This window comes from Micromonospora sp. SL4-19 (assembly GCF_047921475.1).
Lineage (GTDB): Bacteria > Actinomycetota > Actinomycetes > Mycobacteriales > Micromonosporaceae > Micromonospora.
Map to the genome: position 1 here is coordinate 1 of NZ_JBLROB010000042.1, position 26,274 is coordinate 26,274.

Annotated in this window: 22 protein-coding genes and 1 pseudogene; 9 read left to right on the plus strand and 14 right to left on the minus strand. The window is 68.7% G+C overall.

What is annotated here, in order from left to right; all coding sequences use genetic code 11:
* Window positions 1-29: 29 nt before the first annotated feature.
* The 4 genes from ACNAVT_RS29315 to ACNAVT_RS29330 all read right to left on the minus strand — a co-directional run bounded on the left by ACNAVT_RS29315 (window position 30) and on the right by ACNAVT_RS29330 (window position 5,752).
* A complete protein-coding gene (locus ACNAVT_RS29315) occupies window positions 30-425 on the minus strand; it encodes a nuclear transport factor 2 family protein (protein WP_416300939.1) in 396 nt (131 codons plus the stop codon).
* A 146-nt stretch (window positions 426-571) separates the two neighbouring features.
* A complete protein-coding gene (locus tag ACNAVT_RS29320; protein ID WP_416300940.1) occupies window positions 572-3,226 on the minus strand; it encodes a hypothetical protein in 2,655 nt (884 codons plus the stop codon).
* Window positions 3,219-4,547, minus strand: coding sequence for an SWIM zinc finger family protein (locus ACNAVT_RS29325; RefSeq protein ID WP_416300942.1), 1,329 nt, complete (start codon window positions 4,545-4,547; stop codon window positions 3,219-3,221). The genes ACNAVT_RS29320 and ACNAVT_RS29325 overlap by 8 nt, the downstream gene beginning before the upstream one ends.
* Before the next feature lie 137 nt (window positions 4,548-4,684).
* Complete coding sequence (locus tag ACNAVT_RS29330) at window positions 4,685-5,752, minus strand: hypothetical protein (RefSeq protein ID WP_416300944.1); 1,068 nt, start codon at window positions 5,750-5,752, stop codon at window positions 4,685-4,687.
* Window positions 5,753-6,435: 683 nt separating this feature from the next.
* Here ACNAVT_RS29330 and ACNAVT_RS29335 point away from each other — a divergent pair.
* Window positions 6,436-8,382: an NAD(P)-binding protein gene (locus ACNAVT_RS29335; RefSeq protein ID WP_416300946.1), complete on the plus strand. Its 1,947-nt coding sequence runs from the start codon at window positions 6,436-6,438 to the stop codon at window positions 8,380-8,382.
* Window positions 8,383-8,684: 302 nt separating this feature from the next.
* Here the strand turns inward: ACNAVT_RS29335 and ACNAVT_RS29340 are convergent, their stop codons facing one another.
* Together ACNAVT_RS29340 and ACNAVT_RS29345 are read right to left on the minus strand one after the other, a co-directional pair.
* Entirely contained in the window at window positions 8,685-9,026 is a 342-nt protein-coding gene (locus ACNAVT_RS29340) for a hypothetical protein (RefSeq protein ID WP_416300948.1), read from the minus strand.
* Window positions 9,027-9,094: 68 nt separating this feature from the next.
* A complete protein-coding gene (locus tag ACNAVT_RS29345) occupies window positions 9,095-9,724 on the minus strand; it encodes a TetR/AcrR family transcriptional regulator (protein ID WP_416300950.1) in 630 nt (209 codons plus the stop codon).
* Window positions 9,725-9,784: 60 nt separating this feature from the next.
* Here ACNAVT_RS29345 and ACNAVT_RS29350 point away from each other — a divergent pair, with 60 nt between their 5' ends.
* The 3 genes from ACNAVT_RS29350 to ACNAVT_RS29360 are packed head-to-tail and all read left to right on the plus strand — an operon-like array spanning window position 9,785 to window position 11,904.
* A complete protein-coding gene (locus tag ACNAVT_RS29350) occupies window positions 9,785-10,087 on the plus strand; it encodes a hypothetical protein (protein WP_416300952.1) in 303 nt (100 codons plus the stop codon).
* A complete protein-coding gene (locus ACNAVT_RS29355) occupies window positions 10,084-11,076 on the plus strand; it encodes an ATP-binding cassette domain-containing protein (RefSeq protein ID WP_416300954.1) in 993 nt (330 codons plus the stop codon). The genes ACNAVT_RS29350 and ACNAVT_RS29355 overlap by 4 nt, the downstream gene beginning before the upstream one ends.
* Window positions 11,077-11,904 (plus strand): ABC transporter permease, encoded by an 828-nt coding sequence (locus tag ACNAVT_RS29360; protein WP_416300956.1) that lies wholly within the window; start codon window positions 11,077-11,079, stop codon window positions 11,902-11,904. It begins immediately after the preceding gene.
* A gap of 561 nt (window positions 11,905-12,465) precedes the next feature.
* Here the strand turns inward: ACNAVT_RS29360 and ACNAVT_RS29365 are convergent.
* Complete coding sequence (locus ACNAVT_RS29365; RefSeq protein WP_416300957.1) at window positions 12,466-15,267, minus strand: M20/M25/M40 family metallo-hydrolase; 2,802 nt, start codon at window positions 15,265-15,267, stop codon at window positions 12,466-12,468.
* A gap of 270 nt (window positions 15,268-15,537) precedes the next feature.
* On the opposite strand from ACNAVT_RS29365, the gene ACNAVT_RS29370 reads away from it, so the two are divergent.
* Complete coding sequence (locus tag ACNAVT_RS29370; RefSeq protein WP_416300959.1) at window positions 15,538-15,771, plus strand: hypothetical protein; 234 nt, start codon at window positions 15,538-15,540, stop codon at window positions 15,769-15,771.
* On the opposite strand, the gene ACNAVT_RS29375 is transcribed toward ACNAVT_RS29370, so the two are convergent.
* Window positions 15,763-16,392 (minus strand): response regulator, encoded by a 630-nt coding sequence (locus tag ACNAVT_RS29375; RefSeq protein WP_416300991.1) that lies wholly within the window; start codon window positions 16,390-16,392, stop codon window positions 15,763-15,765. The genes ACNAVT_RS29370 and ACNAVT_RS29375 overlap by 9 nt on opposite strands.
* Here ACNAVT_RS29375 and ACNAVT_RS29380 point away from each other — a divergent pair.
* Window positions 16,378-16,638 (plus strand): hypothetical protein, encoded by a 261-nt coding sequence (locus ACNAVT_RS29380; protein ID WP_416300992.1) that lies wholly within the window; start codon window positions 16,378-16,380, stop codon window positions 16,636-16,638. The two genes, ACNAVT_RS29375 and ACNAVT_RS29380, sit on opposite strands and share 15 nt — an antisense overlap.
* A 530-nt stretch (window positions 16,639-17,168) precedes the next feature.
* The gene (locus ACNAVT_RS29385) at window positions 17,169-17,402 is read left to right on the plus strand and encodes a hypothetical protein (protein ID WP_416300960.1); all 234 of its coding nucleotides are present in this window, start codon (window positions 17,169-17,171) and stop codon (window positions 17,400-17,402) included.
* Between the two features lie 80 nt (window positions 17,403-17,482).
* On the opposite strand, the gene ACNAVT_RS29390 is transcribed toward ACNAVT_RS29385, so the two are convergent.
* Complete coding sequence (locus ACNAVT_RS29390; protein ID WP_416300961.1) at window positions 17,483-18,133, minus strand: hypothetical protein; 651 nt, start codon at window positions 18,131-18,133, stop codon at window positions 17,483-17,485.
* Window positions 18,134-18,468: 335 nt separating this feature from the next.
* Between ACNAVT_RS29390 and ACNAVT_RS29395 the strand changes: the two genes are divergently transcribed.
* Window positions 18,469-20,967 carry a PKD domain-containing protein gene (locus ACNAVT_RS29395; protein WP_416300963.1) on the plus strand — a complete coding sequence of 833 codons (2,499 nt, stop codon included), beginning with the start codon at window positions 18,469-18,471 and terminating at the stop codon, window positions 20,965-20,967.
* 61 nt (window positions 20,968-21,028) lie between these two features.
* On the plus strand, window positions 21,029-21,490 hold the full coding sequence (locus ACNAVT_RS29400) for a hypothetical protein (RefSeq protein WP_416300964.1): 462 nt from the start codon (window positions 21,029-21,031) through the stop codon (window positions 21,488-21,490).
* Window positions 21,491-21,971: 481 nt separating this feature from the next.
* Here ACNAVT_RS29400 and ACNAVT_RS29405 read toward each other — a convergent pair.
* From ACNAVT_RS29405 to ACNAVT_RS29425, 5 genes and pseudogenes are all read right to left on the minus strand, one after another.
* Window positions 21,972-22,073: pseudogene (locus ACNAVT_RS29405) on the minus strand (ABC transporter); the annotation flags it as partial.
* 876 nt (window positions 22,074-22,949) lie between these two features.
* Window positions 22,950-23,855, minus strand: coding sequence for a ribokinase (locus ACNAVT_RS29410; protein ID WP_416300966.1), 906 nt, complete (start codon window positions 23,853-23,855; stop codon window positions 22,950-22,952).
* Window positions 23,856-23,881: 26 nt separating this feature from the next.
* Window positions 23,882-24,826, minus strand: coding sequence for a nucleoside hydrolase (locus ACNAVT_RS29415; protein ID WP_416300968.1), 945 nt, complete (start codon window positions 24,824-24,826; stop codon window positions 23,882-23,884).
* Window positions 24,823-25,494, minus strand: coding sequence for a M24 family metallopeptidase (locus tag ACNAVT_RS29420; protein WP_416300970.1), 672 nt, complete (start codon window positions 25,492-25,494; stop codon window positions 24,823-24,825). Before ACNAVT_RS29420 ends, ACNAVT_RS29415 begins: the two co-directional genes overlap by 4 nt.
* Complete coding sequence (locus ACNAVT_RS29425) at window positions 25,491-26,252, minus strand: glutamine amidotransferase (RefSeq protein ID WP_416300972.1); 762 nt, start codon at window positions 26,250-26,252, stop codon at window positions 25,491-25,493. Before ACNAVT_RS29425 ends, ACNAVT_RS29420 begins: the two co-directional genes overlap by 4 nt.
* Window positions 26,253-26,274 lie beyond the last annotated feature (22 nt).

Here is a 26,274-nt window from a genome sequence, read left to right on the forward strand (position 1 = left end):
GAAGAAAAGCCGATGCTGCCGTCAAGCCGCTAAGTAACGTCGATTTCGGTCGCCTGCGACCAGCGCACCTTCCACAGTCCACCGTCCCGGTCGCGCCGATAGCAGTCGAGGTGCCAGCACTCCAACAGTCCCGCCTGCTGCCCCCAGACCGCGATGTCGATAAGTGACTGGTAGCGCAGAACGGCCAGGTCGCCGTCCACCATCACGTCAATGTCCGACACCGCCTCGAAGCGGCGGTAGTTGATGTCACCTGACGCGATGCCGCCGAGGTACTGCTCCTTGGACCAGGTCCCGCCGTTGGGAGTCACAAGCTCGAAGTCCGGGGCGTGCAAGGCGTCCGCATCCTCCAGTCTCACGTCGACGAGCGCCCGGAGCCGCCGCCGTTCAGTGTTCGCCAACTCCGTCGCCAGGGCATCTGCTGTCACGCCGGCAGCTAACCACCTTGGTCGCCGCCCGTGTGACCGTCCACATCTCGCCCCAGGCAGGCGTTTCACCGTGGCACACCATCGGATAGGCACGAGGACATGTCGTCGGTGCGCTACCCGCCCGGCTCGTCCGGCGTGGCACCGCCCTACGCCCGGCCGGACATGATCGTGGCGAGCCGGCGCGCGGCCTCGGCGAGCCGGCTGCGCCCCGGCTTGGCCGCCAGCTCCGCCAAGCCGGGCAGGTCGGCTGTATGCCGACCGGCGCGGGCGGCGTTGCCGGCGAGCGTGAGGACATCGGCGAGTCCCGGCCGCTGGCCGGCGGCCAGGAGCGCCGGCAACGCCGTCGACGTCAGCTGCCAGACCGCGTCGTGCGCGCCGGCCTTGGTTGCCTCGGTCAGTGGCCGGACGATGCGTTGCAGCACGATCTGGTTGGCGCAGGCCAGTGTGCCGACCTCGGCACCGACGCTGGTGCTGTCCCAGTCCGGGCGTTGGGCAAGGGTGATGAGTGCGTCGCCGGCTGCGAGGCGCACGGTCTCCCGGTAACTTGCCAGCGCGTACGCCAGAGTCAAGGACATCGCCGCGCCGACCGGCCCGTCCGCCGCCGCGAGACCCTCCAGGAAGCCGGCGCCCGGGTTGCCCCGGTCGACCGTGGCGGCCACGTACGGCTGGATGTGCGCGGCGGCCACCTCGCGGTGTGACGGCGTCACCATCGGCCACAGCGCCAACGTGGGCATGCGCCACCCCGTGCTGGCCCGCTCGGTGGCGGTACGCGGGTCGGCGAGCTCCGACGGAAGCTCCACCGGGTCCAGCATCGCGATCCGGCGACCCGAGAAGTAATGGCTGCCTTGTGCGTCCTCGACCCAGGTGCGCGGCTCCGCACCACCTACGAGCCAGTCGGCCAACCGGCGGCCAGCGGGAGACACAAGGCGAGTCGCCGCCGCGCGGACGGCGGCGTCAACCACGCGAGGCAGGCGGAGCAGGGCCTGGGTGAGATCCGCGTCGCCGGGCTGCCAGCCGTCGCGCTCCGCCTGCTGCAGCAGGCTCAGCACCCGGTCCGGGTCCACGTGACCAGCGACAGTGGCCGGCGTGGCCAGCAGCGCCGGCGGCGGATCGGCGGCCAACCGCACGGCCAGCTCGGCGCACCGGCGCTCCACGAACAACTCCAGCGGCGCACCGGATATCTGGTACGACGCCGGGCGGCCGATGGTGGCGCTGATGAGCGCCTGCCACCGGCCCGGCCACTGTGGCATCACCGGCTCCAGCACCCGAGCGACGGCGGCACGGTCGCCACGGGCCGCCCGCACCAGGCCGTCCAGGATCTGCTCATGGCGGACGGGATCATCGTCACCCATGCGCAGAACCGTCGCCAGCTCACCGGCGAGGGCACCCAGGTCCAGCGGTGGCGGCAGCTCGGCCGGCGGGCCCGTGCTCAGCACCGGAGCGAATGCCGGCGCCGAGTACGTCGTGCCGAGCTGCGTGGCGAGTCGTTCCGCAACGACACCCTCAAGCGCCGGCAGCTCGGAGCGCAGCCGTTCCCGGAACGCCTCCGGCAGCACGAGCAGCCGCGGCGCGATGAGGTCGAGCGTCCGCTCGGCGAACTCGGGTACCTCGTGGTGCAGCCCGATGACGAGCCCGTCCACGACGTCGTCAAGCGGCAGCGAGCGCAGCCAGCCGAGGTGGGCGCGGACCAGCTTCTTCTCCGGCCGCGAGAGCATGCTCTGGGTGATCTCCGTCAAGGTGGCCGGGTCCAGCGGAGATCGCTGGTGCAGCGCCTGCAGCGACGTGTACGCGAAGTCGGCGACCGTGGACATCGGCGCCGTCAGCAGCCCGACCAGCTCTTGGCGGTGTCCGGCCAGCTCGTCGGTGGCCGGTGCCAGCTGCTTGAGCATGCCGAGGTACGGCTGGAGCAGGCCCTGCCGTCCACCGGAGCGGAGCCGGCGCAGGCACCCGGCGATCACCACCGCACGCTCGACGCGCCCACGCTCGGCAAGCTCCACCACAGCGCTCGGCCAGGCACGACCGCCCCATCCGGTGAACGCCGCTGCGACCCGGTCGTCGTCGAAGAGGTACGGCAGCACGTGATCGAACCAGGGATCCTCGGCCAGGATGTCGACGAGGGGCCCAAAGCGCCGATTCGCCACGTACTGCGCGACGGCGCCGGGCGTGTCCGGTGGCCCGGCGCCGACGGCCCGCATCAGCGCCTCCGTGAAGGGCCACGGCGTCGCCCGGCCCCGGGCTCGGCGCGCCATGCCGCGGGCGAGGGTGGTGCACCAGGCCGTGCCCCGAACCCGGAGCAGACCCGGCACCACTTCGGGAAGCGCGCGCAACGGCGGCCCCGCGGACCACGGCCGATGCAGCCGCTTCACGGCGTCGGTGGCCGCGGGCGTGCACGCGAGAGTGGCCAGTGCCAGACCTGCAAGCCGAAGCTCGGTCTTCCGCCTCGCGGCCTCGGCGGCCTGCCGCTCGAGGTGCCGCCGTTGGCTGGTGCGGTCCCGCTCCCGTTGCCGCAGTCGCTGCCGGGCGAGGTACGCGCGGATCCCTTCGAGGTCTTTCGGCGGCTCTCCGTCCGCCGGCGAGTAGAAGAACGCGAACCCGCCCGTCGTCGGCAGCTCGGGATCAGGCTCGGGTTCCAGCGGCGGCAGGACGATCGGCTCCGGCGTCGCGGGTGTCGGGGTGTATCCCTCCAGCAGCGGCAGCAACGCCGCCCGCTCCTCGGCGTCGATCACTGCAAGCGCCTCGGCCAACACGTCGAAGTCGGCATCGTCGATGCGCTCGCACACCTCGTGCCAGACGTCACTCATCCCGCTGTCCCGTCTGCTCGGTGATGACGGCCGCCACGACGTGCTTGCACGGGCCACGCCGGCCGTGGTGTTCCGCCCACCACACGCAGGTGCAGGCGTACTCGTCGCCGCGGCGATGGACGAGGTACGTCGTCTCGCCGGACGTCACCTCAGCGCCCGCCGCGGTCACCGTCACTCGCCCGGTGTCGGCAAGGATCCGCGCCGCAGCCAACCGGGGGTGCAGGGCGGCGACGGCATCAGCCCGGTACGGCAGCGGGCGGCGGAAGGACGACGCTGCAGCGATGTCGTAGCCCACCTGACCCGCTGTCGCCAGCGCCGCCAGAGCCGACGTGACCCGGGCGGGGCGCCAACCGGTGCGCACGGCGATCGACGCGCGGTCGACGACCGGCTCATCGGCCAGCACCATGTGCAGCGCGTCGGCGTCGGCGACCGCGGTGTCGGCGCTGAGATCGGCCAGCAGCTGCCCGTCGCCGGCGAACCCGTGATTGACGGCGGCCGACAGCAGCAGCGTGAACCGGGCGGTGCCGAAGTCCAGTACCCAGCCGCTCACCTGGGCGGACGCCCCGCTGACCGGCGGTGCGTACAGCGCGACCGTGCGGGCCACAGGAAGCAGCGGTCGCAGCACCGACAGCCGGAACCCGTCCGCCACGCAGATCGCACCCGGAACCGGCCGCGTCGTCGAGCGCCACCCCGATCCCGCCGGCACGAGCCAGCGGGTCTGCCGGCCGTTGCGCGCCGACATCTCGGCCAGCAGAGCGACGGCTCGGCCGGCGGGGATCTCCAGCCGCAGGTCGAGAGACAGCCCCCGAGCCGCCACCTCGGCCAGCCCCCGCAGCCACCGGGCCGGCAGCGGCACCTGCTTCTCGACGATCCTGCCGTCCAACGTCGCGACCGCGAGCTCGTCGGCCCCGACCGACAGGCGCAGCGGGTCTGCGGCGCCGACGCGCGTGAGCGACTCGTACAACGGCGGGTTGATGTCCACGTTGGTCGTGCCGTGGCCGGTCCACGCGCCGTCGAGCTCGGCGGCCGCGAGGTCGAGCCGCCCGTACAGCCCACCACACGTCGACAGCGCCTCCAACCGCAAGCGTTCGCCGTCACCGGTCACCACCGGATCGCGGCCCCGTGACATGTCGGCGCGGGCCTGGCGGAAGTCCGCACGGGCGATGTCGGCCAAGGCCAGTAGGCCGCCGGCGACCACCCGTGGCGTCCGTACGAAGCCGGCGAAGTACTGCTGTTCGTCGACGCGGTCCGGCGCGGACGTGGCCAGGGCGAGGTGACCGCCGGCAAGCGCGGACGCGTACGGGTACACGCGTTTGTCCACAACGGACGACGTCGCGTTCAATCGCTGGTCCTTCCGTCCCGTTCAGCGGTCCAGCGCATCGTGCCACGTGATGACCACGTCGTGGTGCCGGAGCCGCGGTGGCGGGCATCTGGCGTTGCCGCCAACCGACCCGCAGCTCAGTTGTCGGCACTTCCGAGCCGGGCGACCACGAGAGAGTTCTGCTCCGGCTTCTGCGGCTCCGCGCCGAGCTTCGACCAGGCGACGTAGTCACCTGCGGCGTACACCATGCTGAGCCCGGGTGCCTCGCCGAGTCGCCACAGCCGATCGGTCTGTAGGTCTAGGGCGTACTGGCCGGCGTCGCCGCCACCGCTGCCGTTGCTCCAGCAGACGTACCGCGGTGACGAACTCAGCATCATGGAACGGCCGTCGTCGCCGAGCGCGACCTGGATGGCCTGGCCCGCCGCCGGGTCCAGCACGTACAACGAGGCCGGCGGCTCCGGCGCCGACACGATCCACGAAACCCGACCGGGCTCTGCCGTCAGGGCGGTGACCTGCTGCTCCGGTGCCAGTGGCCCGGAGGCAACCACGTCGTCCCGCCCGCCGGCCACCTTCCGGATCTCGTAACGGCCGGCCGGGAAGCCGGGCGACACGTCCTCTGACCGCACGTAGTACAGAACAGTGCCGGCCGCGGCGGGCAGCTTCGCCCGCTCGGCCACGACCTCCGGAGCCCGGCCCCCGGTCAGGGCTCTGCCCATGATCTGCGCGCCGAACTCACGCTGGCCGGTGGTGGGCACGGCCGTGGTCCAGTAGACCCGGCCCGCGCCGACGGAGAGCATCGACATCCCGGGCGGGATCGGCATTCTCTTGCCCTTGGACACGGCGGCGGAGTCGCCGAGCAGCACCGTGCGGGCAGTGTGCCGGTCGAAGCCGTACACCCGCCAGTCCATCTGGTACATGTCGGTGCTGGTCGTCTCCATCCAGGCCACGGTCCGCTCGTCGGCGTCCGCGTAGATGGCCTGGCGCGCTGCGCCGCGCGACGGCGCCGACAACTCCCGCACCCCGTCGCCGGTGTAGAGCCCCACCCGGCTCTGGCCGATGACCAACTCGCCGTCACGGTTTCCGGGGGTGGGGCTGGCGGCACTGATCACCTGCCCGTCGGGCGTCAGGCCGAGATGGCTGAGCGAGCGGCCCGCCGCCGCTTTACCTTGGAGGTCGAAGCTGACCCGGAGGTCGCGGCCCGGCACGACGGTCACCGCGTCCGAGGCGGAGCGCCGGGACCCGACGCGGAAGGACAGACCAGCGCTGCTGGCGGCGCTGCTCGGCGAGACGCTGGGGGAAGGCGCATCCTGATGGCCGGAAGCGCCTTTCCCCTTTCCACCGTCACAGGCACCGACAGTGAGAAGAACCAGGGCCACTGCCAGTGCCCGACGCACGACTTGTACGCGATCCCGTTCGACTGGAGGAAGCGGCTGGCGAAGGAGGCTCGATAGACGGGCACCTCCCCAGGCGCCCGTCTCACCGCTGTCGCCTCGGCGCGTACAGATCTTCATCCGGCTTCCCTCTCCGCAACGCCGCACTGAGTCCACCGTGCCATCCCGGCGCCGTCGATCCGCCCCCTGGGGAGCGGGCCGCCGCCCGGTCCACCATGTCAAGCGGACCTTGACGGATCGTACGGACGCTGGCGGGTTGGCGGTGGTCTGCTCGGCTCGCCCCTGAGCAACCACCCTCGTGCGCTCCCACATCATCAGCAGCCTCGGTGCGAGGAAACTGCGGGAGGATGCCTACGGATTTCGTTGCCGCAACCCCATACGACCACGCTATCCGTGCGTCCCCTAGACAATCTAAGCGCAATCAGTAGTCTGCCATTAATCATCGTCTAACCAACGGGAGGAACGCGGTGCCCGAACGGTCCGATAAAGAACTTGGGATGGGACGTAACATCACCCGCCGTGATTTCCTGGACGGGGTCGCCGTCACCGTGGGTGCGCTGGCTCTGGGTGGTCTGGGCGGAGCCACCGGCGCCCACGCCGCACCCGGGCGCGGCCCAGGAGGCGGCGAACCTGCCCCGTACCCGCCAGCCCTCCAGGGCATGCGCGGCTACACGAGCGACGCCATGGTCGTGCCGCACAAGCTGCGCGACGGCACGTTCTGGCAGGGTGCCGGCCAGCCCCGGGACACCCGTGAGCAGTACGACCTTGTGGTCGTCGGCGGTGGGATCAGTGGCCTCGCGGCAGCCCGCTTCTACCAGCAAGAGTTCGGCCACAATGCGCGCATCCTGATCCTCGACGCGCTCGATGACTTCGGCGGGCACGCGCGGCGCAACGAGTACGAGACAACCGCACGGACACTGGTCGGGTACGGCGGCTCCCAGTCACTGGACACCCCGTCGACGTTCAACAGCCCGGCGCGCGGAATGCTCGACGATCTCGGGATTGACGTCGAACGGTTCGAGAAGTACTTCGACAGTGGCTTCAACAGCAGGTACGGCCTCGGGCGCGCGCTGTTCTTCGACAAGGAATCCTGGGGACGCGACCGCTTCGTGGCGTACCAGCGTGGGATGAAGTACGCCGACATCCTCAAGAACGCGCCCATGGCCGAGGAGGCCAAGGCCGATCTGGCCAGGATGTACGACGCGCCCGAGGACTGGCTGCCGGGCATGACCGATGCGCAGAAAAAGGACCGCCTCGCCGACATCACCTACGGCACGTATCTCACCGAGCACGTCAAGGCACACCCGGACGCGATCAAGTACCTGCAGACCGTGTCCAACGGCAACTGGGGGTACGGCATCGATGCCGTCGGCGCGCTCGACGCGGCCGCCGAGGAATACCCGGGCTTCGACGGGCTCGACCTCGCCATGGACGATCCGGATCCGAGGATCTCACCGACCGGGCACAAGTTCTGGTACGCCGAGGACGACTACATCTACCACTTCCCAGAGGGCAACGCCGGTGTAGCCCGAGCCCTTGTCCGCAAGCTGATCCCCGACGCGCTTCCCGGGCACACGATGGAGCAGATTACGACCACCCGGCTGCGCTACGACCGGCTGGACCGCAACGGAAGCCGGGTTCGCATCCGGCTCAGCGCCCCAGTGGTCCGGGTTCGCCACAACGACCACCCCGTACGCGCCAAGCAGGTCGAGGTCGCCTACGTGCAGGCCGGTGAGCTTCACTCGGTCCACGCCCAGCACGTCGTGCTCGCCTGCAACAACCAGATGATCCCGTACCTCACCGACGAGATCTCCGACGAGCAGCGAACGGCACTCGAATACGCCGGCCGGCTCGCCCTGGTCTACACCAACGTGCAGATCCGCAACTGGACGTCGTTCGCCAACCTCAAGATCTCCAGCATCAGGTACCCGACCATGTACTGGAACAGCGCCAGCCTGGACTTCCCGGTCAGCATGGGCTCCTACCGCTTCCCCGACGATCCCAGCCAACCGATGATCCTGCACCTGAGCAAGGCGGCCTGCCAGCCCGGACTCTCACCGCGCGATCAGGGCAAGGCCGGCCGGCGCCAGTTGCTGGCGACGTCGTTCCAGGAGATGGAACGCGCGATCCGGGACCAACTCGCCCGCGCTCTCGAGCCGGGCGGGTTCGATCCCGCCCGCGACATCGAGGGCATCACGGTGAACCGCTGGGCTCACGGGTACGCCTACGAATACGCCCGGCCCTGGGATCCCTTCTGGCCCGACGGTGAACTCCCCAGCCACACCGCGCGCCGGCCCTGGGGGCACGTCGCGATCGCCAACACCGACTCCGCCCCGCGCGCCTACGCGGACTCGGCCATCGACATGGCCTATCGCGCGGTCCGGGATCTTGCTGGCAACCCGAGCGACGAGGTCTCCCGCGGCGTGGACGGTGTGCTGCCCTAGTGGCTGCTTTGCTCGTCCTTGTGCCTGGCCGGCAGCCGCGCGTGCACGACTGCCGGCCACGACCGCCGTGCTGACGGGAGCGCGCCCTGTCGATCCAGTGAACCGTTGGTGATGGCTGCTCGGCACTGCGGCCAGCCGTCAAGGGGTAGTGGCTCCCCCGATGGCTGCTCATCGCTGGTGACGGGATGGGGGCTACTGAGCGCCGCGCCCTGACCGACAAAGGTCACGTGCGTGAGCGGTGCGCCGCGCCGCTCACGCAGCGTGAGAGCAGGGCCCAAGCCGCTGCACGGAAGCGGAAGCGGTCAATCTCCAACGAAATGCAGGTAGTGATCAGAGGGATCCGCAGCGCATCGGAGGGCTAGTCCCTCGAGGCTTGCGAGGAAGCTCTTTTCGGCTTGGGTAGCTGCGGCAACGACGAGGGCCGGCAGCTCAGCAAGCAGCTGAGTCATGGCGTCGCCGGCGAGCACCAGGTCGCCGTACGGGTCAATCCTGTCGAACGTCGGTGTCCGGCCCTGGTTGTAGACCTTGTTCAGCAACCCGACGAAGAGATCGTCCCAATCGACGATTTCGTCCACCAGGGTGGTCTCGGCCCGCCCTTTACGTGGCCGTGGTCCGTGCTGACGGAGTTCGACGTTGACACCCACCGACGAGACTACGCAGTCGCGGCGTCAGCCGATTGCTGGCGCCGCTGCTACGGCCACTTGCGCTTGCGCTACCCGCAGAGCTGTGCGTGGAGCGTGTCGTAGACCCACTGTTCCCAGCGATCCTGGGTCCAGCCCCGGTCGCGGACGAAAAGCAGATACAGCTGCGGACTTAGCAGGCCGAACAGCAGGTCGGCAGCGTGCTCGACGGACAGGTCGGCCTTGGCGCCGGGCTTGGCCACGAGGCTGCGCGCCGCGACGGTCTGGACTTCGAGGCGCGGATCGCTGTCCTGCGGCCACATGCTGGCCAGGCTCAGATCCTGAGCGGCAGCGGCGCGTAGCACGTCCATGATCGGCGCGACCCGCTGGAGCACCTCGCAGGTGCCTCGCACGTGTGCCCGCAAATGCGCCTCGGCGGTGTCGGTCGCGAGAGCGTCGATGAACCAGGCCCGCTGCATCGTGGGGATCGGCTCGTCGTCGCCGGCGATGGTGACGTCAACCAGCTCCTTGAGCAGCGAAGGCTTGTTGCCGAAGGCGAAGTAGATGGTCTGCACGGCGACCCCGGCCCGCTCGGCGATGCCCTGCAGCGTCGTGGCCCCGTACCCCTTATCGACAAACAGTTCGTACGCGGCCTGCAGGATCCGTCCCCGAGTCTGCCGCGACTTCTCGCCCTTCTTGCCCGTGCTCTTGACCAGTTGCATGCCTGCACTGTAACACTAGAGTTCATCTCTAATAACCAACTCTAGAGAAGAGGTACGGAAATGGCTCTCATTCGGACGACGCGCTTCACGGCCGACCCCGCGGACGCCGACACCGTGCTGGAGCGGCGCAGGAACCTGCTCGCAGCGGTCAGGGCGGCGTTCGCCGGTCCCACCGAGACCCGACTGATCCGTGTCGACGAGCGGACGTGGGTGGACATGTGGCGGTGGGACTCGCCCGAGGCCCTGCAAGCGGCCCTCGCCGGCGCGCCGGGCCTGCCGGAGGCCGCTGCGGCGTTCGCCGTCGCCGGTGATGTCAGCGCGGAGCAGGGCGAGCTGGTCGACGAGGACGGCTGGACCCGATGACGAACTCCAGCCACCTGGCCGTCGAAGCTACGGGCCTGGTGAAGACGTTCGGCACGACCCGAGCCGTGGACGGTATCGACCTGAGCATCCCCGCAGGCTCGGTGTACGGGTTCCTCGGCCCTAACGGTGCTGGCAAGACGACCACGATCCGCATGCTGGCCACACTGCTGCGCCCCGACGCGGGTAGCGCACGGGTGTTCGGCCACGACGTGGTCAGCCACGCCGCTGCGGTACGCGACCGGATCAGCCTGACCGGGCAGTACGCCTCCCTCGACGACGGGCTCACCGCACGGGAGAACCTCGTCCTGCTCGGTCGGCTGCACGGCCACTCCCGCGCTGGTACGGCAGCCCGCGCCGAAGAGCTGCTGAACGCTTTTTCCCTGACCGAGGCGGCCGACCGTCTGGTCAAGACGTACTCCGGCGGCATGCGGCGCCGGCTGGACATCGCCGCCGGCCTCATCGTCACCCCCGATCTGCTGTTCCTGGACGAGCCCACCGCCGGGCTGGACCCACGCAGCCGCAACGACGTGTGGAACCTGGTCCGGGTCCTCATCGCCGAGGGCGCCACGGTCCTGTTGACCACCCAGTACCTCGACGAGGCGGACCAACTCGCCGACCGCATCGCTGTCATCGACCACGGCACCCTCATCGCCCAGGGCACCAGCAGCCAACTCAAGGCATCGGTCGGAGGTGGCACCCTGCACGTCCGTCTGGCCGAACCTGACGACCGGGCCACCGCCGAACGGGTGCTGACCCGGGCGCTGCACGGGCCTGTGGCGCTCAGCTCCGATCCAGCCGCCGTGACCGCACAGGTGCCGGAAAGCGGGCCGGCCGGCGCCGCGGCAGCGGCACATGCGCTGACCGAGCTATCGCGGGCCCAGGTCGAGATCACCGAATTCACCCTCGGACAGCCCAGCCTCGACGAGGTGTTCCTCGCCCTGACCGGCCGTCCGGCCACTGCGGACGCCGCACCGAAGGAAGAAGACTGAATGACCACGCTCAACACCGTCACAGGCGCCCGACGCCCCGGCGCGGTGCTCGCCGCCCGCCCGCGACCGTCCCAGCCCAGCACCCTGAGCGCCAGCCTGACGTTCACCCGGCGGGCTCTGCTGAAGATCAGGCGTACCCCCGTCCAGATCTTCGACATCGCCGTCCACCCGGTCGTGTTCACCCTGATGTTCACGTACCTGTTCGGCGGCGCGGTCGGCGGATCAACCGGCAAGTACGTCGGCTACCTGGTCCCGGGGATCCTCGTGATGACCCTGCTGGTGACGACCGGCACCACCGGCGCCACGCTCAGTATCGACCTCGCCAGCGGCGCATTCGACCGGTACCGCACGCTGTCGATCCGACCCGCCGCCCCACTCATCGGGGCAATGCTCAGCGACACCGTACGGTACGTGCTCGCCTCGGCGGTGGTCGTGGGGCTCGGCCTTGCGCTGGGGTTCCGCCCGCACGGTAACGTCCTCGGTGTGGCGGCCGCAGTGCTGCTTGTCGTCGCCTTCAGCGTCAGCCTGTCCTGGGTGTGGGCGGCACTGGCGCTACTTATGAAGTCGCCTGGCGCCGTGCTCGGCGTGTCCCAGGCTCTGCTGTACCCGCTGTCGCTGTTCAGCAACATCTTCGTCGACCCGGCCACGCTGCCCGGATGGCTGCAAGCCTTTGTCGATGGCAACCCGGTCACCCACCTGGTGACCGCCGCGCGAGAGTTGATGGCGGGCGAAACGCCCGGCCCTCAGCTCGCCTGGGTCCTGATCGCCTGCACGGTGCTGGCGGTGGTCTTCGCACCGCTATCCGCACGCCTGCTCCACACCAGATGATGACACCACGCGGCCGAGGGGTGCCAGCGGCACCCCTCGGCCGCGACTCGGCTTCCTCACCGCCCTTAACGCGTGGGCCGAGCGGGCCGGTTTGGGGCAGCGAGGAATCGACCTGGCGGCGGCAATCGACAACAACTGATCACGACCGTCGCGATTTCGGCAACCTGGCTGCCTCACACATGGATCGCCGGCGGTCGCCGAGCGATGATGGCCGTGCTGCTGCGATTGATGCATCTCGGAGTGGCGAACATCTTCGCGGCACTCCGACTGCAGACGACGAGCGACCGGACCGAGGACATCGAGATCCTCCCCCTGCGACGCCAGATCATGGTGCTGCAGCGCCTGCTCGGCGAGCAGCGTCCGCAGTTCGCAACCGTGACAGCAACCCACAGGAACAGCCACGCCCAGTGGCGCACAACGGAGTGGAGCCACCACCGACGGCAATGGCTCCACTCCGTTGTCAATGTGCCTCACACCCCGGCGGCCGCTGACCCCGAGTCGAGGCATCCTGCCACCGGGCATACCCTCCCGTGCGCGCGCGGACCTTCCGGTTCACATGCGTCACACGATGGAGATCGACCGCACCTGGGTGTTGCCCTTGGTGTCGACGAATACCTTGTAATCGCCGACGGTGTAGGTGCCGGAAGCGTTGTTGTCGATGGTGACCGTGGCCGTCACCGGAGACTCGCTGCCGTCGACATGGGTCTGCTTCACCGTGATGGTCAACTCGTTCGTGTCGCCCTTCAGCTTCTTCACCACCGCCGACGGCTTCGCATCGACGACCGCGTTGGCGACTGTCACGTAGACCGCGTCGGGTGAAGAGAACTCCGCGTTCTTCTGCCCGTCACCGAACACGAAGAAGCCCCGCTGTTCGATGGCCCCGCGCCCGGGGAACGGATCCGGGTTCGAGGCCAGGTACGTCGGATTGACCGTGTACAGGTCCGTCTTGGAATCCGCGAGCTTGGCCTGCACCCCGGTGTACGGTGCATCGGTGATCGCGAGGTTGACCGACAGGTAGATGGCGTCGGGGTTGTTGGCCGAGATGCGCGAGGAGAAGTACTTGTCCGCACTCTGCCCCGCAGGAACGGCCAGCGGCACAACCTTGTCGCCGACGAGAATGTTGAACTGGAAGTCGCCGTAGCCCCCGGCGACGAACTTCGCCCAAGCCGCGTCCGACATGTGATCGGGACGCTCCACCTTGAACTCGAGACGCATCGGCGCCACGTACGTGGAGTTCAGGTACTCGGTGTCGGTCAGGGGCAGGTAGACCCCTCCCGGGGCGTGTCCCAGTTCGAAAGCCGACGCCGTCGGGGTCGAGTTGCCGCGCCCGTTCCACATCGGGATGTTGAACGAGGTGGCGCCGAGCAGGGCCTGGTTGCCCAACTGGCTCGTGCCGACGGCGGCCGACGCGTCCTTGTAGGTTCCGATCGTGACGTCGAGCAGGTCGAGGTCCGCCCGGTCCGAGTTCAGCCCCGGGATGTCTGCCGACATGAACTTGGCACCGGCGGGCCCGGAGTACCGGGCCATCTCCAGCATTCCATCGGCCATCATCTTGGTCATCTGCACTGCCGAGTCGATCTTCATCCGCTCGTTGGCCGTGTGCCACCAGCGCTCGTTACCCGGGATGACGGCGCCGAAGGCGGTCATCTTGTTGCGGAAGCTGCTGGCCAGGGTGCCACCGGTCGTGCCCTGCGGATAGACCACGTCCCTGAGGGAATGAGGATCCGCAAACTCCTTCGGGTTGTGGTTGATCGAGGCTTGGTAGCTCCCGAACTGAAGAGCCGTCAGCGGGTTGTCGTGAGTGACGTACAACCCCGCGCCGACGGGCGAGCCGAGGGTCCCGATGGTGAACCCCTTCGCCTGGAAGGCGGCCGTGACCGCCGCCGTTGCCTGGCCGGAGTCAGCCGCGGTGACGTGCATGCTGCGCACATACATCGGGATGCTGAGGCTGCCGGAGGCGTCCGTGTAAAAGCTCGTCGGGGTCTCCGAACTGATGCCTCCCATGAGGGCAAAGGTCAGGTTTGGCGTGCCGTTGCTCGGGTTGCGCAACAGGTTCGCCGGAATGCCCATGTACTTGCCGATATAGGCTTCGCCTTCGACACCGTCGCGGAAGAACAGGTCGGTGATGCCGTCGGCGGCCTTCTTCACTTGCATGTCGGCGGCCGTGGTTCCCAGTGCGCCGAGTCCCTTGGAGAGGAGGAACATTCCCCACACGACCGCATTCTTGCCGTACTGCGGGGTCGGCATCTCCATCGCCACATCGGTGTTGATCTCCAGCGTGAGCGAGTCGCCGGTGATCGTGGTCTGCACCTTGGGCGTGGTGCGGGGAGCAGCCGGGAGCCAACCCTTCGTGGTCGCGGCAGCGGTGATCGCCGACACGAATCGGTCGCGCTCGGCGGAGCCGGCCCCCGCCACGTCGAGGGTGAAAATGGCCCGCGAGGCGATCTGCGTGGTGCTGCCGTAGGCGATGTCCTTGAGCGTCGGGTCGCCTTCGCGCAGGGTGACGCCGGCTGTGGCAGCCGTAAGCCGGAAGGCCTTGGTGCTGTCTGCGGCCAAGCTCATCGACACCGACGGGGTCACCGCTCCGGAGTTGCCGACGATGACCGGGAACCGCGAGTCGGAGGTGTAGGCCGCGATCGGGATCTCTTCCCGGTTGAGGTTCTTGTAGGCCCAGTTGTCGTAGAAGCTCGGGTTCGAGTTGTACGGGATGGACTGGAAGGTGGCGGTGTTCGTCGTCGAGGGCGTGCCGGGACCGCCGTCTTCGTAGATTCCCATGACGATGCGGATGCGTCGGTCGAGGGGCAGCCCCGCCTCGAGCAGCGCCTTGGCCGCGAGCAGCGTCGCCAGCGTCGGGCCGCTGTCGTCCTGAATGCCCGCCCCGTAGACCGAGCCGTCCTTGACATAGGGCGAGTGGTACGCACCAGGAGTGCCGTAGTTGCCATCGGCGTCCCGCCAGCGCGCCAACTGGGCTGCCGAAACAGAAGCCGTCGGCGAGTCGAGGTGACTCAACGCCATGACCATCTCTGGGGCGTCCGGGTCACCGATCTCTGCGTAGACGTACTTGTCAGGCTGGCGTTGGACGACCACCGGGAAACCCAGGTCGGTGGCCAGCTTGACCACCCAGGCGAGCTTGGCGACCTTGCGGTCGTACTCGTACTGGTTGGCCGCGGTGTTGCTGACCGGGAAGGGGTACGCCGTCGCGGCCGTGCCACCTCGGGAGATGGAGTCGTAGCTCGACCCGTCCAGCATCGCCCCGACCAGACTGAGCGGGTCGTAGGTGCCGTCCCCCGCCCGCGCGCTGTTGACGCGTCCAGCCAACGCCTCGACTTCCGCGTGGATCGCGTCGCGCTCGGCGTCGGTCACCGACAGATCGTAGGTGACACTCGGCTGGAAGCGCTCCTCGCCGGAGCTGGTCGCGGACGCCTTATCCGCTACACCCGTGGACAGGAGCAATGACATGCCAAGTGTCAGTGCAAGCGGTTTTTTCCGCATCGCCGTTTTCTCCCTGAATGGTCACCCAAAAAAACATCGGATGAATTTTGTTGTACGCGAGACCCTTTCAGGCCCTCCCCACCTTGTCAATGAGCCTTCCGAGTAGCGGTTCGTGGCGCTCCGTGATCAGGTGGTGCGGTAATGTCCGAAGTGAAGGGCGACGAGCGGCGTTCCATCGGCGACCGGTCGATGGCCTGCTCGTCGACGAGCAGCCACTTGAAGAACTGCTGCAGTCTCTTGTGCTTGTTCAGGGCGGTCGACGCGGATCTGGCGTCGATCATCCAGGCCTGGAACGCCTCCACGTGCGCCCGGGTCACCGCGCACGGGTCGTCGGCCGCGTCATCGGCGTCCGAATCCGGTGCCGCACTAGTGTGACTGGATGCCACTCTCATAGCCCAGCACGACGAGCTGGATGCGGTCGCGGGCGCCGAGCTTGGCGAGCAGCCGGGAGACGTGGGTCTTCACGGTGGTTTCGCCGACGTAGAGTTCGGCTGCGATCTCGGTGTTGGACCGGCCGGCGACGACGAGGCGCCACACCTCGACCTCCCGAGCGGTGAGGGTCTCCGCGCCAGGCACGGCGCCTGCGGGCGGCTTCCTTACATAGGCATCAATGAGGCGACGCGTGACGGTGGGTGCGAACAGGGCCTCCCCGCGGTGCACGGACCGGAGGCCGGCGACCAACTGTTCGTCGGGGATGTCCTTGACCAGGAAGCCGCTGGCCCCGGCGCGCAGGGCCGCGTAGACATACTCGTCGAGATCAAAGGTAGTGAGCATGACGATGCGGCTCGCGGTGGTGGGGTCGGCGAGGATCTGGCGGGTCGCCGCGACGCCGTCCTGGCCGGGCATCCGGACGTCCATGAGGACGATGTCGGGGCGCAGCTCGCGGCAGAGCCTAACTGCCTCGGCCCCGTCCCGCGCCTGGCCGACCACCGACAGGTCCGGCTCGGCGTCCGCCCGCAGCAGCTGTGCTCCTGGGCCGGGCTGACCCCACGCCACCGGGAATCCGACAACACCGTGCACCGCGGCCAGATCACCAAACAAGGCAGTCCCCTGCTGCGCTGGGCTGCGATCGAGGCGGTGCAACCGCTCAGCCGCGGCCCGGTCGGCGCGACCCAGATCCGAGTCGGCGCCCGCCGGGGATCCAACATAGGCAAGGTCACCGCCGGCCGAAAACTTCTCACGCTGGTGTTCTACGGGCTGCGCGACAGGCATATCCGCGCCCTGAGCACCCGACCGGCGTGAGCCTGATCCGGACACAGCCAGGACCCGAGGTCGCTGGGGGTCTGACCCTCCCGCACGCGGGACGCGGTCGAGCGTTACTTGATTGACCCGGCCCTGGCTGTGGCCGCACCACTCCATGCCGCACGAACAGCGGCGAAGGGATGACCGGCAACCGGATCACAACCAACCGGCATGCCGCACATCCATTCAGGACATCGGAGAAGACGGCCCACACAACCTCATAGCCCGCTCCCGGCGCCGCCATCGTGCGATCGCCTCGGGATCGGCGTCAAGGCCACACCCGCTACGCGGGTCGACCTAAAGGTCGAGCCTGGACCCCGACCCCTCACCGACGCCTGCCCACGCCAATCCCGGGAATCCCCCATAAACCGGTCACAACCGGTCCAGCGTCCGCGCTTGACACGACCCCACCTCTTCAGGGATGACCCCCAGGACGTTTCGCCACACGTCCACGCACGTCACACACGCTATTCCCACAATCATGACGTGCCGCCGGTGTCGACCTGTCCTACGCGCGCAGGCTACCGAGGTTGCTGCGCGACGCGGGACTGGCCGATGTTGAAGCCGACGCCTTCTTCCCGATGACCGGTGTCGCCTGCGCCCTGCTGGAACAGGCCACCATGAGGCAGATCCGCGACCGGCTGATCTCCGCCGGGTTGGCCACCGTCGATGATGTCGACCAGCATCGCCACAACATCGCGACAGGGCTCCTCGACCTCGTCACCTCGCCCATGATCTCGGCTTGGGGCCGGAGACCTGCCTGAACCGCTCCGCTGCCCGCCGAGGCGATGTACTACGACCTGCCTCGGATGAAGGTCACCAACGCGCGCGTCAGGTCGACCTGTCAGGCGAGGCACCGGCCGTCGGGTAGGGTGCCGAGGACTCCCTGTTGTCCGGCGCCTTGGCCGCTGGCGGCGAGATGCCCCACCACGCAACCGGTACCGATCGGTACGGCGTAGACGATGGTGTCTCGTGGTGCCGGATCCGCCTGCCCGGCCGTTCGTACGGTGACGTCGGCGAAGCCCGCAACGGTGAGCGCCTGCCGGACTTGTTCGACGGTCCGCGCCGGTCTGTCCGTCGCCGGCATGATTCGCCGCCGGGCTTGCTCCGCCAGGCACTCCTCCGTGACCGGTTGGGCGCAGTCGAAGGTCAGGTGGTCGATCGCTTTGACGACGGCTTCGACGGCGGCCTCTGCATCAGCGCGCTGGTCCGGAGTGAGCTCGCTGCGGCGTAGCTCGTCGTCAACCACCCGCTGGCAATAGGTGGAGTCGTGCTGGCCCCCGGCGGGGCCAGCCCAGCTGCAGCTAATGGCCCTACTGGACGCATGGGCCGGTTGTGATGAGCCTGAGGCATCCTGCCACTTCGAGTCGGCTGCAGCGGTGGACTCGGCGCTCGGTGTCGACGATGGCGAGCCGCACGAAACAAGTGTCACGCTGGCGAGCACAAGCATGACCGACGCGTAGGAGCCACGGGTGATCGGAGCCGGCAGGGGCACTCAGTGAGCATAGATTAGCGACGGCCGCGGCCGCGCAACCCAACGAACGAGCACGTCGTGGAACGCCCCGGGTCGGGACGGCAGTGGCCGCCAATGCCTTCGACGTGGGGGGCGCAACAAGGTGTGGTGTCGGATCTACGACAGATCAATCCCTGTTCGGTATCTCATCGCCAATCATCGATGCTACGCGTGCTCCTCTGGGTCGAGCACGCCAACGGGGATCGCGGTCGACCGCGCGGGCTACGCGCGGCCGTCCTTTTGTGACTCCCCAAGTCTAGGCGAGGCCCGCCATGACTGGCCGATGTGGTTCGCCACTTCGGCAGACGGGAGAGCAGATGACAAAGACTCAACGATGGTGGGCGGCCGCCGTCGCGGCGACCGTCGCCTCGGCGGTGCTCGTACCGCCGCGTGCCGCTCAGGCGACAGAGCTAGAGCCGAAGGCGGCGTCGACCAACCTCACCATCACCGCCAGACAGCTCGGATCGGGCAAGGGTGCCGGGTTGAGGTCGACGTCGGAGATTCCGCCGACGCCCCCCGACGCCTCGCCGGCGCAACTGCGGGATCTGGCCCGCAGCCGTGCCCTCGCGTCCGGGCAGGACATCGGCTACGACGTCGCGCAAGCATCCATCGAGGAGCGGAACCGGGCGCGTGGAACGGCTGCCGCGGGCGGGGATGACACCGACGTCGGAATCCTGCGGGAAGTGATGACTCCCCCCGCCGCGCCGGACACCGATTTCGCGCAGGAGTGCGAGACCAGCCCAGCGGCGGCAAACGACCGGTACGGCTACATCAAGAACCGCATGCAGTGGTGCGCGACCTACGTGCTCACCGCGGTGGAAGTCGACCCGAACCGCGAGCGTTTCGGGGTCATGAACATGACCTTTGTCGTCGTTGGCTACGGGCGTGACGACGGCACCCGCAACATCAACCTGTTCCTGCGGCCAATGAGCGTGTTGTTCTTCGGCAGCTTGACGGCCGCGGACAACGTGTCCTTTGGCATCGACTGCTACCACGACACGCCTGGCTGCAGCGTCAGCGGTGACCACCGGCGAACCCTCGCCGAGTGGCTGAGCAACTCGCTGACCGGCACATGGTCGTCGTTCGTGCTCTCGTCGGACGCCAACACCGACCAGCCCGACAAGATGCGCTTTCACCCGTTCGCCATCGAGTACCAGCTCAGGAACACTCCCTCGGACTACGTCCGCGACGACGACGGGACGCCGCTCGACTACTTCGTCCGGTGCGACTCCGCCGACTACTTCGGCAGCCGGACGGCGGCGTGCATCTTCCACGACGTCGTACCGCACCTGATCTACCCCGTGCTCAACGCCGACGGCTCCAACAGCCCCGTGAAGGAGGTCGCCGAGCACATCCGGGACGCCTTCGCCGACCCGAACAACACCCGACCGCTCCGACTCGACGGAGACAAGCGGATACCCGGCAACTATGACGCCCGCACCGAGACCAACTATCTGCAACGAGTGCCGTACGAAGGCCCGGAGTGGACAGAGAACGAGGGCGAGAAGAACCGGGCATGCCAGGGAACATGGCCCTACCTGGAGACGGGGATCCCACCCGAGGATCGGCCACTCTTCGACGAACATTGCGACGAATACCCCTTCGCGAGCACCCTCCAAGGCGCGGCTGCTCGGCGTCTTCGGGGAATGCCGGTGGACTTCTCAGTACGTGCCGTGCTCGCCGATGACAACGTGAGGGCCGGCGCGCAACTGCCCCCGTTCTACCGGGATGACCGGATCCTCTACCGGGACAACGACTGGTTCTGGGTGCAGATCCTGCCCCGCGCCGACGCCGGCGCGGCCAACGGCCCGCTCGTCAATGTCTCCCCCAGGGTCTACGGATCAGAGGGACAACCCATCCAGCTTTACGCGACCCTGCAGACCGTGGCCTCGGAGACCGACATCACCTGGACCGTCCAAGGGTCGGACGAGAACGACCCGGGCGCCACCTGCTCCTTCGACAACCCGCACAACCTGCGGGCGAAGATCACCTGCACCGACGACGGCACCTACATTGCCACCCTGACCGTCAACGACGGGATGCATCCACCCGTCTCGGCTTCTACCGAGGTCAACGTCTACAACGTCCCGCCGCAGGTGAGCATCACCAGCCCCACCCCCTGGCAGGTGTTCCGCGTGGGGACCCCGGTGCAGCTCAGCGCGCCGTTCACCGACGCCGCCAACGACACCCACACCTGCAAGGTGTCGTGGGACGACTCCACCACCACCCAGTCCACCCCCACCGACCACGTCTGCAACCAGACGCACACCTTCACCAGCGCCGGCATGTACACCATCGAGGTGGCGGTGACCGACGACGACGGTGGCACGGGCACCGCCGAGGTCATGGTCATCGTGTACGACCCGAAGGGCGGGTTCATCACCGAGGGCGGCGTCATCTCCTCACCCGCCGGGGCCTTCCCGGCGAACCCCGAACACATCGGCAAACTACACGCCCAGGCGACCGTCAAGTATCTGCCGGGCGAGAACGGCCCGGTGCCCGGCAACGGCCGCATCGCCGCCGACCTCGAAGGCGGTGAAATGAGGCTGCTCTCCACCAGACTCGAATGGCTCGTCGTCACACCCACGGGCAAGTTGGCGGCCAAGGGCGTCGGCACTGTCGGCGGTCAGGCCGGGTTCGGGTTCCTCTTCTACGGTAAAGACAACCCCGACGGCCTTCGCCTCGTCGTCTGGCGGCTCGGCGACAACACCATCCCCAACGACCAGATCATCTACGACAACTATCCGAGCAGCTACGACCTTGACAAGTCCAGCCTGACGGCCATGACGTCCGGCTCGGTCCAGATCCACTTCTGACGAGACAGCTATCCTTGCGGGGCCGGGCGAACGCCCGGCCCCGCAAGCACTGCGAGGGGCGATGACTGGACCGCTGGCCAGCGTCGAGGCGCTGCTGGCACCCGCGAACCGCATCATCATCGTCGCGGGTGTGGCCGCCGAGTTCCTAAACAGTGCGTTCTCCGCCAGGGCGCTCTGCTATGCAGGCGACGACATCCTGTACCTGTTGAGCGCCTCGGGTGCCTACCACCGCGCCCGCGTCGTGCTTGAGGCATGGGCCGCCGCCCCGCCCGACAACGACCAGGACGCGGACGCTCAGCAGCGGGTCACCCTGACCCTGAGCGACGGCACCGTGCACGTCTCCGGCATGTTGGAGTTTCCGGCGAGCCCCACTCTGGCCCTCGGCCCGCCCGGCCCTTACCACGCCCACGTGAGCGTTACCGGGCGTGCCGAACTCCGCCGGATCGAAGCCCAGCCGGACCACCCCATCCCCATCATGGACGTGGAACGATTCCGGGTCCGGTTCTGGGCGGCCGACAGCTGATTCAAGGACCCGCTGCACGTCCGGGCCTCAGCTCACCGCCTGCTTCACGAGCGCTGTACCTGCCGAGAACGGCATCCGTGCAGGTCGCTGGCCCTCTTGGCGTCCAGGCCCGACCTTGATCTGATCCGGGGGCGTCGCCCGCACCCATCGTCACCGATGACTACGCGATGATGCCGGCTCATGCTGTTGCGACCGGCATTCCTGCTGGTCAGGGCTTTTTCTTTGTCGGGACGGCCGGATTTGAACCGACGACCCCTTGTCACCAACCGTAGCCACCCCGAGCTTGTCATCGATTGTCAAAAGTAGGCATTGAGCAGCACAGACACTACCGGGCGATGACCGCTTCCTGTCACTGTTCGTCAGCGTCGAGCCAGGGTTTTCGGGGGGTAAACGGGGGCCACCGCCAGGACGAATCCAAGCATCACCGCACCCGCTCCCCCACCACGGGGACGCACCCCCATCGATTAGACGACCGACTTGCGAAGAGGTTGAAGGTGGTCTCGGACAGTGCGCCGCTCATCGCCGACGAGGCCAGCATGGCCGGGGCCACGAACGTCGCGTACGCCACCACCCGCTCGCCGGGGCGCCAGCGGAATCTCGCAGGGATCGAAGGCTTCCACCGCGATCAGCATCGCCGGCATCTCGGCGCTGCGTACCGGCGAGGTCATCGCGTCGACGTACTCAGCCAGCGTTGGAAGACCGTACTCGCCGGCGCTGTCGGCGTAGCTGGCGACCTGGTTCGGGACGGGCTGGAATCGGGCGGCGTCGTAGCCGAGAGTCGGCCGGCCGCCGGGTACAAGAGCGAATTGCATCCCGTCACGGTCGAACAGCGCCATCCGGTGCGACCGCCCCATGTACGCCGTGTTCTTCAGGCCCACCACAGTCAGGTCGTGTCGGTCGGCGATATCCTGAGCCATCCGGCGGGCAGCGCCGTCAGACAGGTCGCTCCACGGCTCCAAGCTGAGGTCGGCGTACGGCACCGCGCAAGGATAGAACCGAAGGCATCGATCCCGATGATGGCCGGCGTCCTGCTGTCGTCGATCGTCGCCGTCACACATTGGGCCGGCCTCAACACCTGAACCACCAGGCGCACGAGGCGACACTTGGAGATCGCTGTGACTCTCGGTCGTGAAGGGACCTCACTTGCTGGGGCGGCTGCTCGCCAGCCAGCCGGCGAGCAGCTGACTGGTCTCCTCTCCGAGCGCCACCGCCGCTCGAGCCGCCAATGCGACCAAGCTCAGCGTGCTCCGCCACGGTGGTCCGCAGCTCCGGCCGAGGAGCGTAGCGCCAGGCGACTCGCGCCGCATCACGGGTGAGTCGGGTGACATCGGCCCTGCCCCGTTCGGCCAGCGCGCGATGAAGGCCGCCGCGAAGAGCGCCTGAACCGGCGTGCGAGAAGCAGGCCGCGGCCGCCGGGAAGGGACCGGAGTGCGATCCCGCTCTTTCGACGTGAGCCGGCTCAGCTCCCCGCGAGCAGGCTCTCGACGACCGGCCGGTCGGGGTAGGACGACTGCGCGCCGCGCGCGCCGACCGTGATCGCCGACATCGCGACGGCAAACCGCACCGCGTCCCGCAGCGGGGCTCCGTGCGACAGCTCGCACGCCACGGCGCCGACGAACGCGTCTCCGGCCCCGGTAGTGTCGACGACCTCCACGACACGACCCGCCTCACGATGGAGCCCGTCCGGATCGGCGACGAGCGCTCCGTCCACGCCGAGCGTGATGACGACGGACCGCGCACCGGCGTCGAGCAGTCCGCGGGCGAGCTCCTCGAACCCCGAGGCATCGCGGCCGAGCACGATCCGCGCCTCGTGCTCGTTGACGATGAGCGGGTCGCACGCGCGCAGCGTGCCGGCCGGCAGCTCCCGTGCCGGGGCGGCGTTGAGCACGACGCGGATGCCGCGCGCCGCCGCCGCCGTCGCGACGTGGTCGACCGTCGCGACGGGGATCTCCATGCTCAGCACCACCACGCGCGCCTCGGTCCAGCCCGCGTCGGGCCGCTCCACGAGTTCGACGTCAACCGCGCTGTTCGCACCGGGCGAGACGACGATCGAGTTTTCGCCGTCCGGTGTGACGAGGATGATCGCCGTGCCCGTCGGCCGCTCGACGGTGTGGACGTGCTCGACGTCGACGCCGGCGTCCTGCAGTCCCCGGCGGAGGAACGCGCCGTGGTCGTCGTCGCCGAGGCATCCGACGAGCCGCGTGGCGGCGCCGGCCCGAGCCGACGCCGCCGCCTGGTTCGCACCCTTGCCGCCCGGGTGCAGGGCGAGGTTGGAGCCGAGTAGCGTCTCGCCGCCGCCGGGGCGCCGCGGCACCTCGACGACCAGATCCGCGTTGGTGCTCCCCACGACCACGACCTCTGCCATGCCTATCCCTCCGACCGCCGGTCCGGTCAATCCTGGCGCAGCGACGCGTCGAGCGCCGACAGCCGCGAATCCAGCAGGTCGCGGAACCGCTCGACGTCGACCTTCACCGCGACGTCGCAGTTCGGCTCGCCGCTCTCGCAGGCGCGGTCGACGAGCGTCATCCCGGACGTGAGGCGTCCGACGTTCTCGACGTCGACGAACGCCGGCACCGTCGTGAACACGTCGGGGTCGATCACCCCGGCGACCGCGAGCGAGTCGTGCTGCGGCATCGCGGCCTCCATGTCGACGCCGACGTTGTGGTAGCCGGCGAGCAGGTGCCCGACGATCTCGGCGACCGGGCCACCCGAGGCGAACAGCCGCGGCAGGTGCTTCCGCGCCACCGTGGCCTGGTGCGTCGCGTTCAGCCCCACCATCGTGATCGGGACGCCGAACGCGAAGACACGTGCCGCGGCGTCCGGGTCGAACCAGATGTTGAACTCCGCGACGGGCGTGACGTTGCCGAGCACGTCGAACGCTCCCCCGCCCATGATGACGAACCGCTCCACCTTGCGCGCCGTCTCGGGGTACTCGTTGACGAGCATCGCGATGTTCGTGAGCGGCCCGATTGGGACGATCGTGATGGGGTCGGCGCTCTCCTCGATGAGACGCGCGAGTAGGGGGACCCCGGGTTCGAAGCTCCGCGTCGAGACGGGCAGGCTGTGGCCGGCGAAGCCGTCCTCGCCGTGCACGTCCGGCGTGAAGTCGATGTCGCGCCGCCACAGCGGCCCCGACGCGCCCTTGCCGACCGGGATGTCGAGCCGCAGCAGGTCGGCGAGGGCGGCCGCGTTGCCCGACGTGTACGGGAGTCCGACGTTGCCCGCCACTGCGACGAGCCCGCGCAGGTCGACCTCAGGACTCGCGGCGGCCAGCATGATCGCCAGCGCGTCGTCGATGCCCGGGTCGGTGTCGATGACGATGGGGCGGGCGCTCATCGGATCACCGTCGCCTTCGTCGGGCCGAACCACACGACGTCCTCGCGCTTGACCCCGTAGAGGTGGTTGCCGATGAAGGGCTCCACCGCCCACGCCCCGCGCATCACGGTCTCGTTGGAGGCGTCGATGTACCCGTCGTCGTACGACGAGTTCGCGGTGAGCGAGTGGCCGATGTTGCTCAGGCGATCGAGCAGCACGTACGGGGTCTTCGCGAGCTCGTCGCTGAAGACGCCGAACCAGTCGCACGCCCGCATCCCCGGCTCCGCGGCCGCGAGGACCGTCGCGTGGATGCGCTCGATTGTGGCGAGCGCCTCGCGCTGGGCGTGGTTGTCTCCCCGCTGGAAAGAGCGCGTGCAGTCGCCCCACCATCCGTCGACGGTGACGGGGTGGACGTCGATCATGCCGAGATCGAGGTTCCACAGTGCGCGGTCGGTGGGCACGTCGGTGGGGAAGCAGCTGAGCGTCCCGATCCCGAAGCCGACCGTCGTTGGCGTCCACGTGCCGACCGCGCCGGCGTCCAGCACCATCTGGTCGATGATGCGGTGCAACTCTCGCTCGGTCTGCCCTGCGACGGCGGCCTCGGTGCCGGCCTCGGCAACCTTGATGGCGATGCGCTGCGCGGCGACGAGGCCGGCAGGCGGCTCGTCGGTGATCTCGTGGTCTGTCATTCCTTCTCTCCTTCTTCCTCGCCCGCGAGCCAGCCGACCATGTCCTGCCAGAGGGCGTCGAAGCCCTCCCATGCGAGGAACTCCGGCGGCAGCCAGTGCGGCCCCATGTCGCTCGCGAACGCGGCGACCCGCCCTTCACCGTGGCGGCCGACGACCAGGAGTGGGCGTCCGTCGACGGCGATGAGCGTCTCGGCGGCGGGACGCATCCGGAGTCGCTGGTAGCCGAGGATGGCGGGCAGCTCTTGCGGGACGTGCGCGACGGCGGCGTGCCGCTGGACGACGCGGGGGCGCACGCCGTGCGGCGTCTCCTCGCGGTCGTCGCCGACCTCCATGTGGACTGGGAGGATGGCGGCGAGTGCGGTGCCGCGATAGTTCGCCTTGGCCTCGATGCCCTGGAAGCTCAGGTACCCGCCCACCATCAGCAGCGCGCCGCCGCCGTGCACCCAGTGGGCGAGTGCGGCCAGGCGGTCGGGTACCGCTTGGCCGCGGGTGAACACGTCCGTGGGCAGCAGGATCGTGTTCGCACCGATGTCGCTCAGCACGATCACGTCGTACCGGTCGAACTCGGCGGTCGTCGCCGGGAACTGCGCCGACGCGACGTGGTTGGGCATGAAGTCGACCTCGTGGCCGCCGCGCTCGAGGGCCGCGATGAAGGCGCCGCCGCCCTCCTCGTAGGTCGACGTGAAGAACGAGTCGAACCCCTTCGTGTGGATCGAGGTCGTGGACCACGACTCTCCGGCCAGCAGTACTCGTGCCACGGAATCTCCGTTCGTTCGGCGA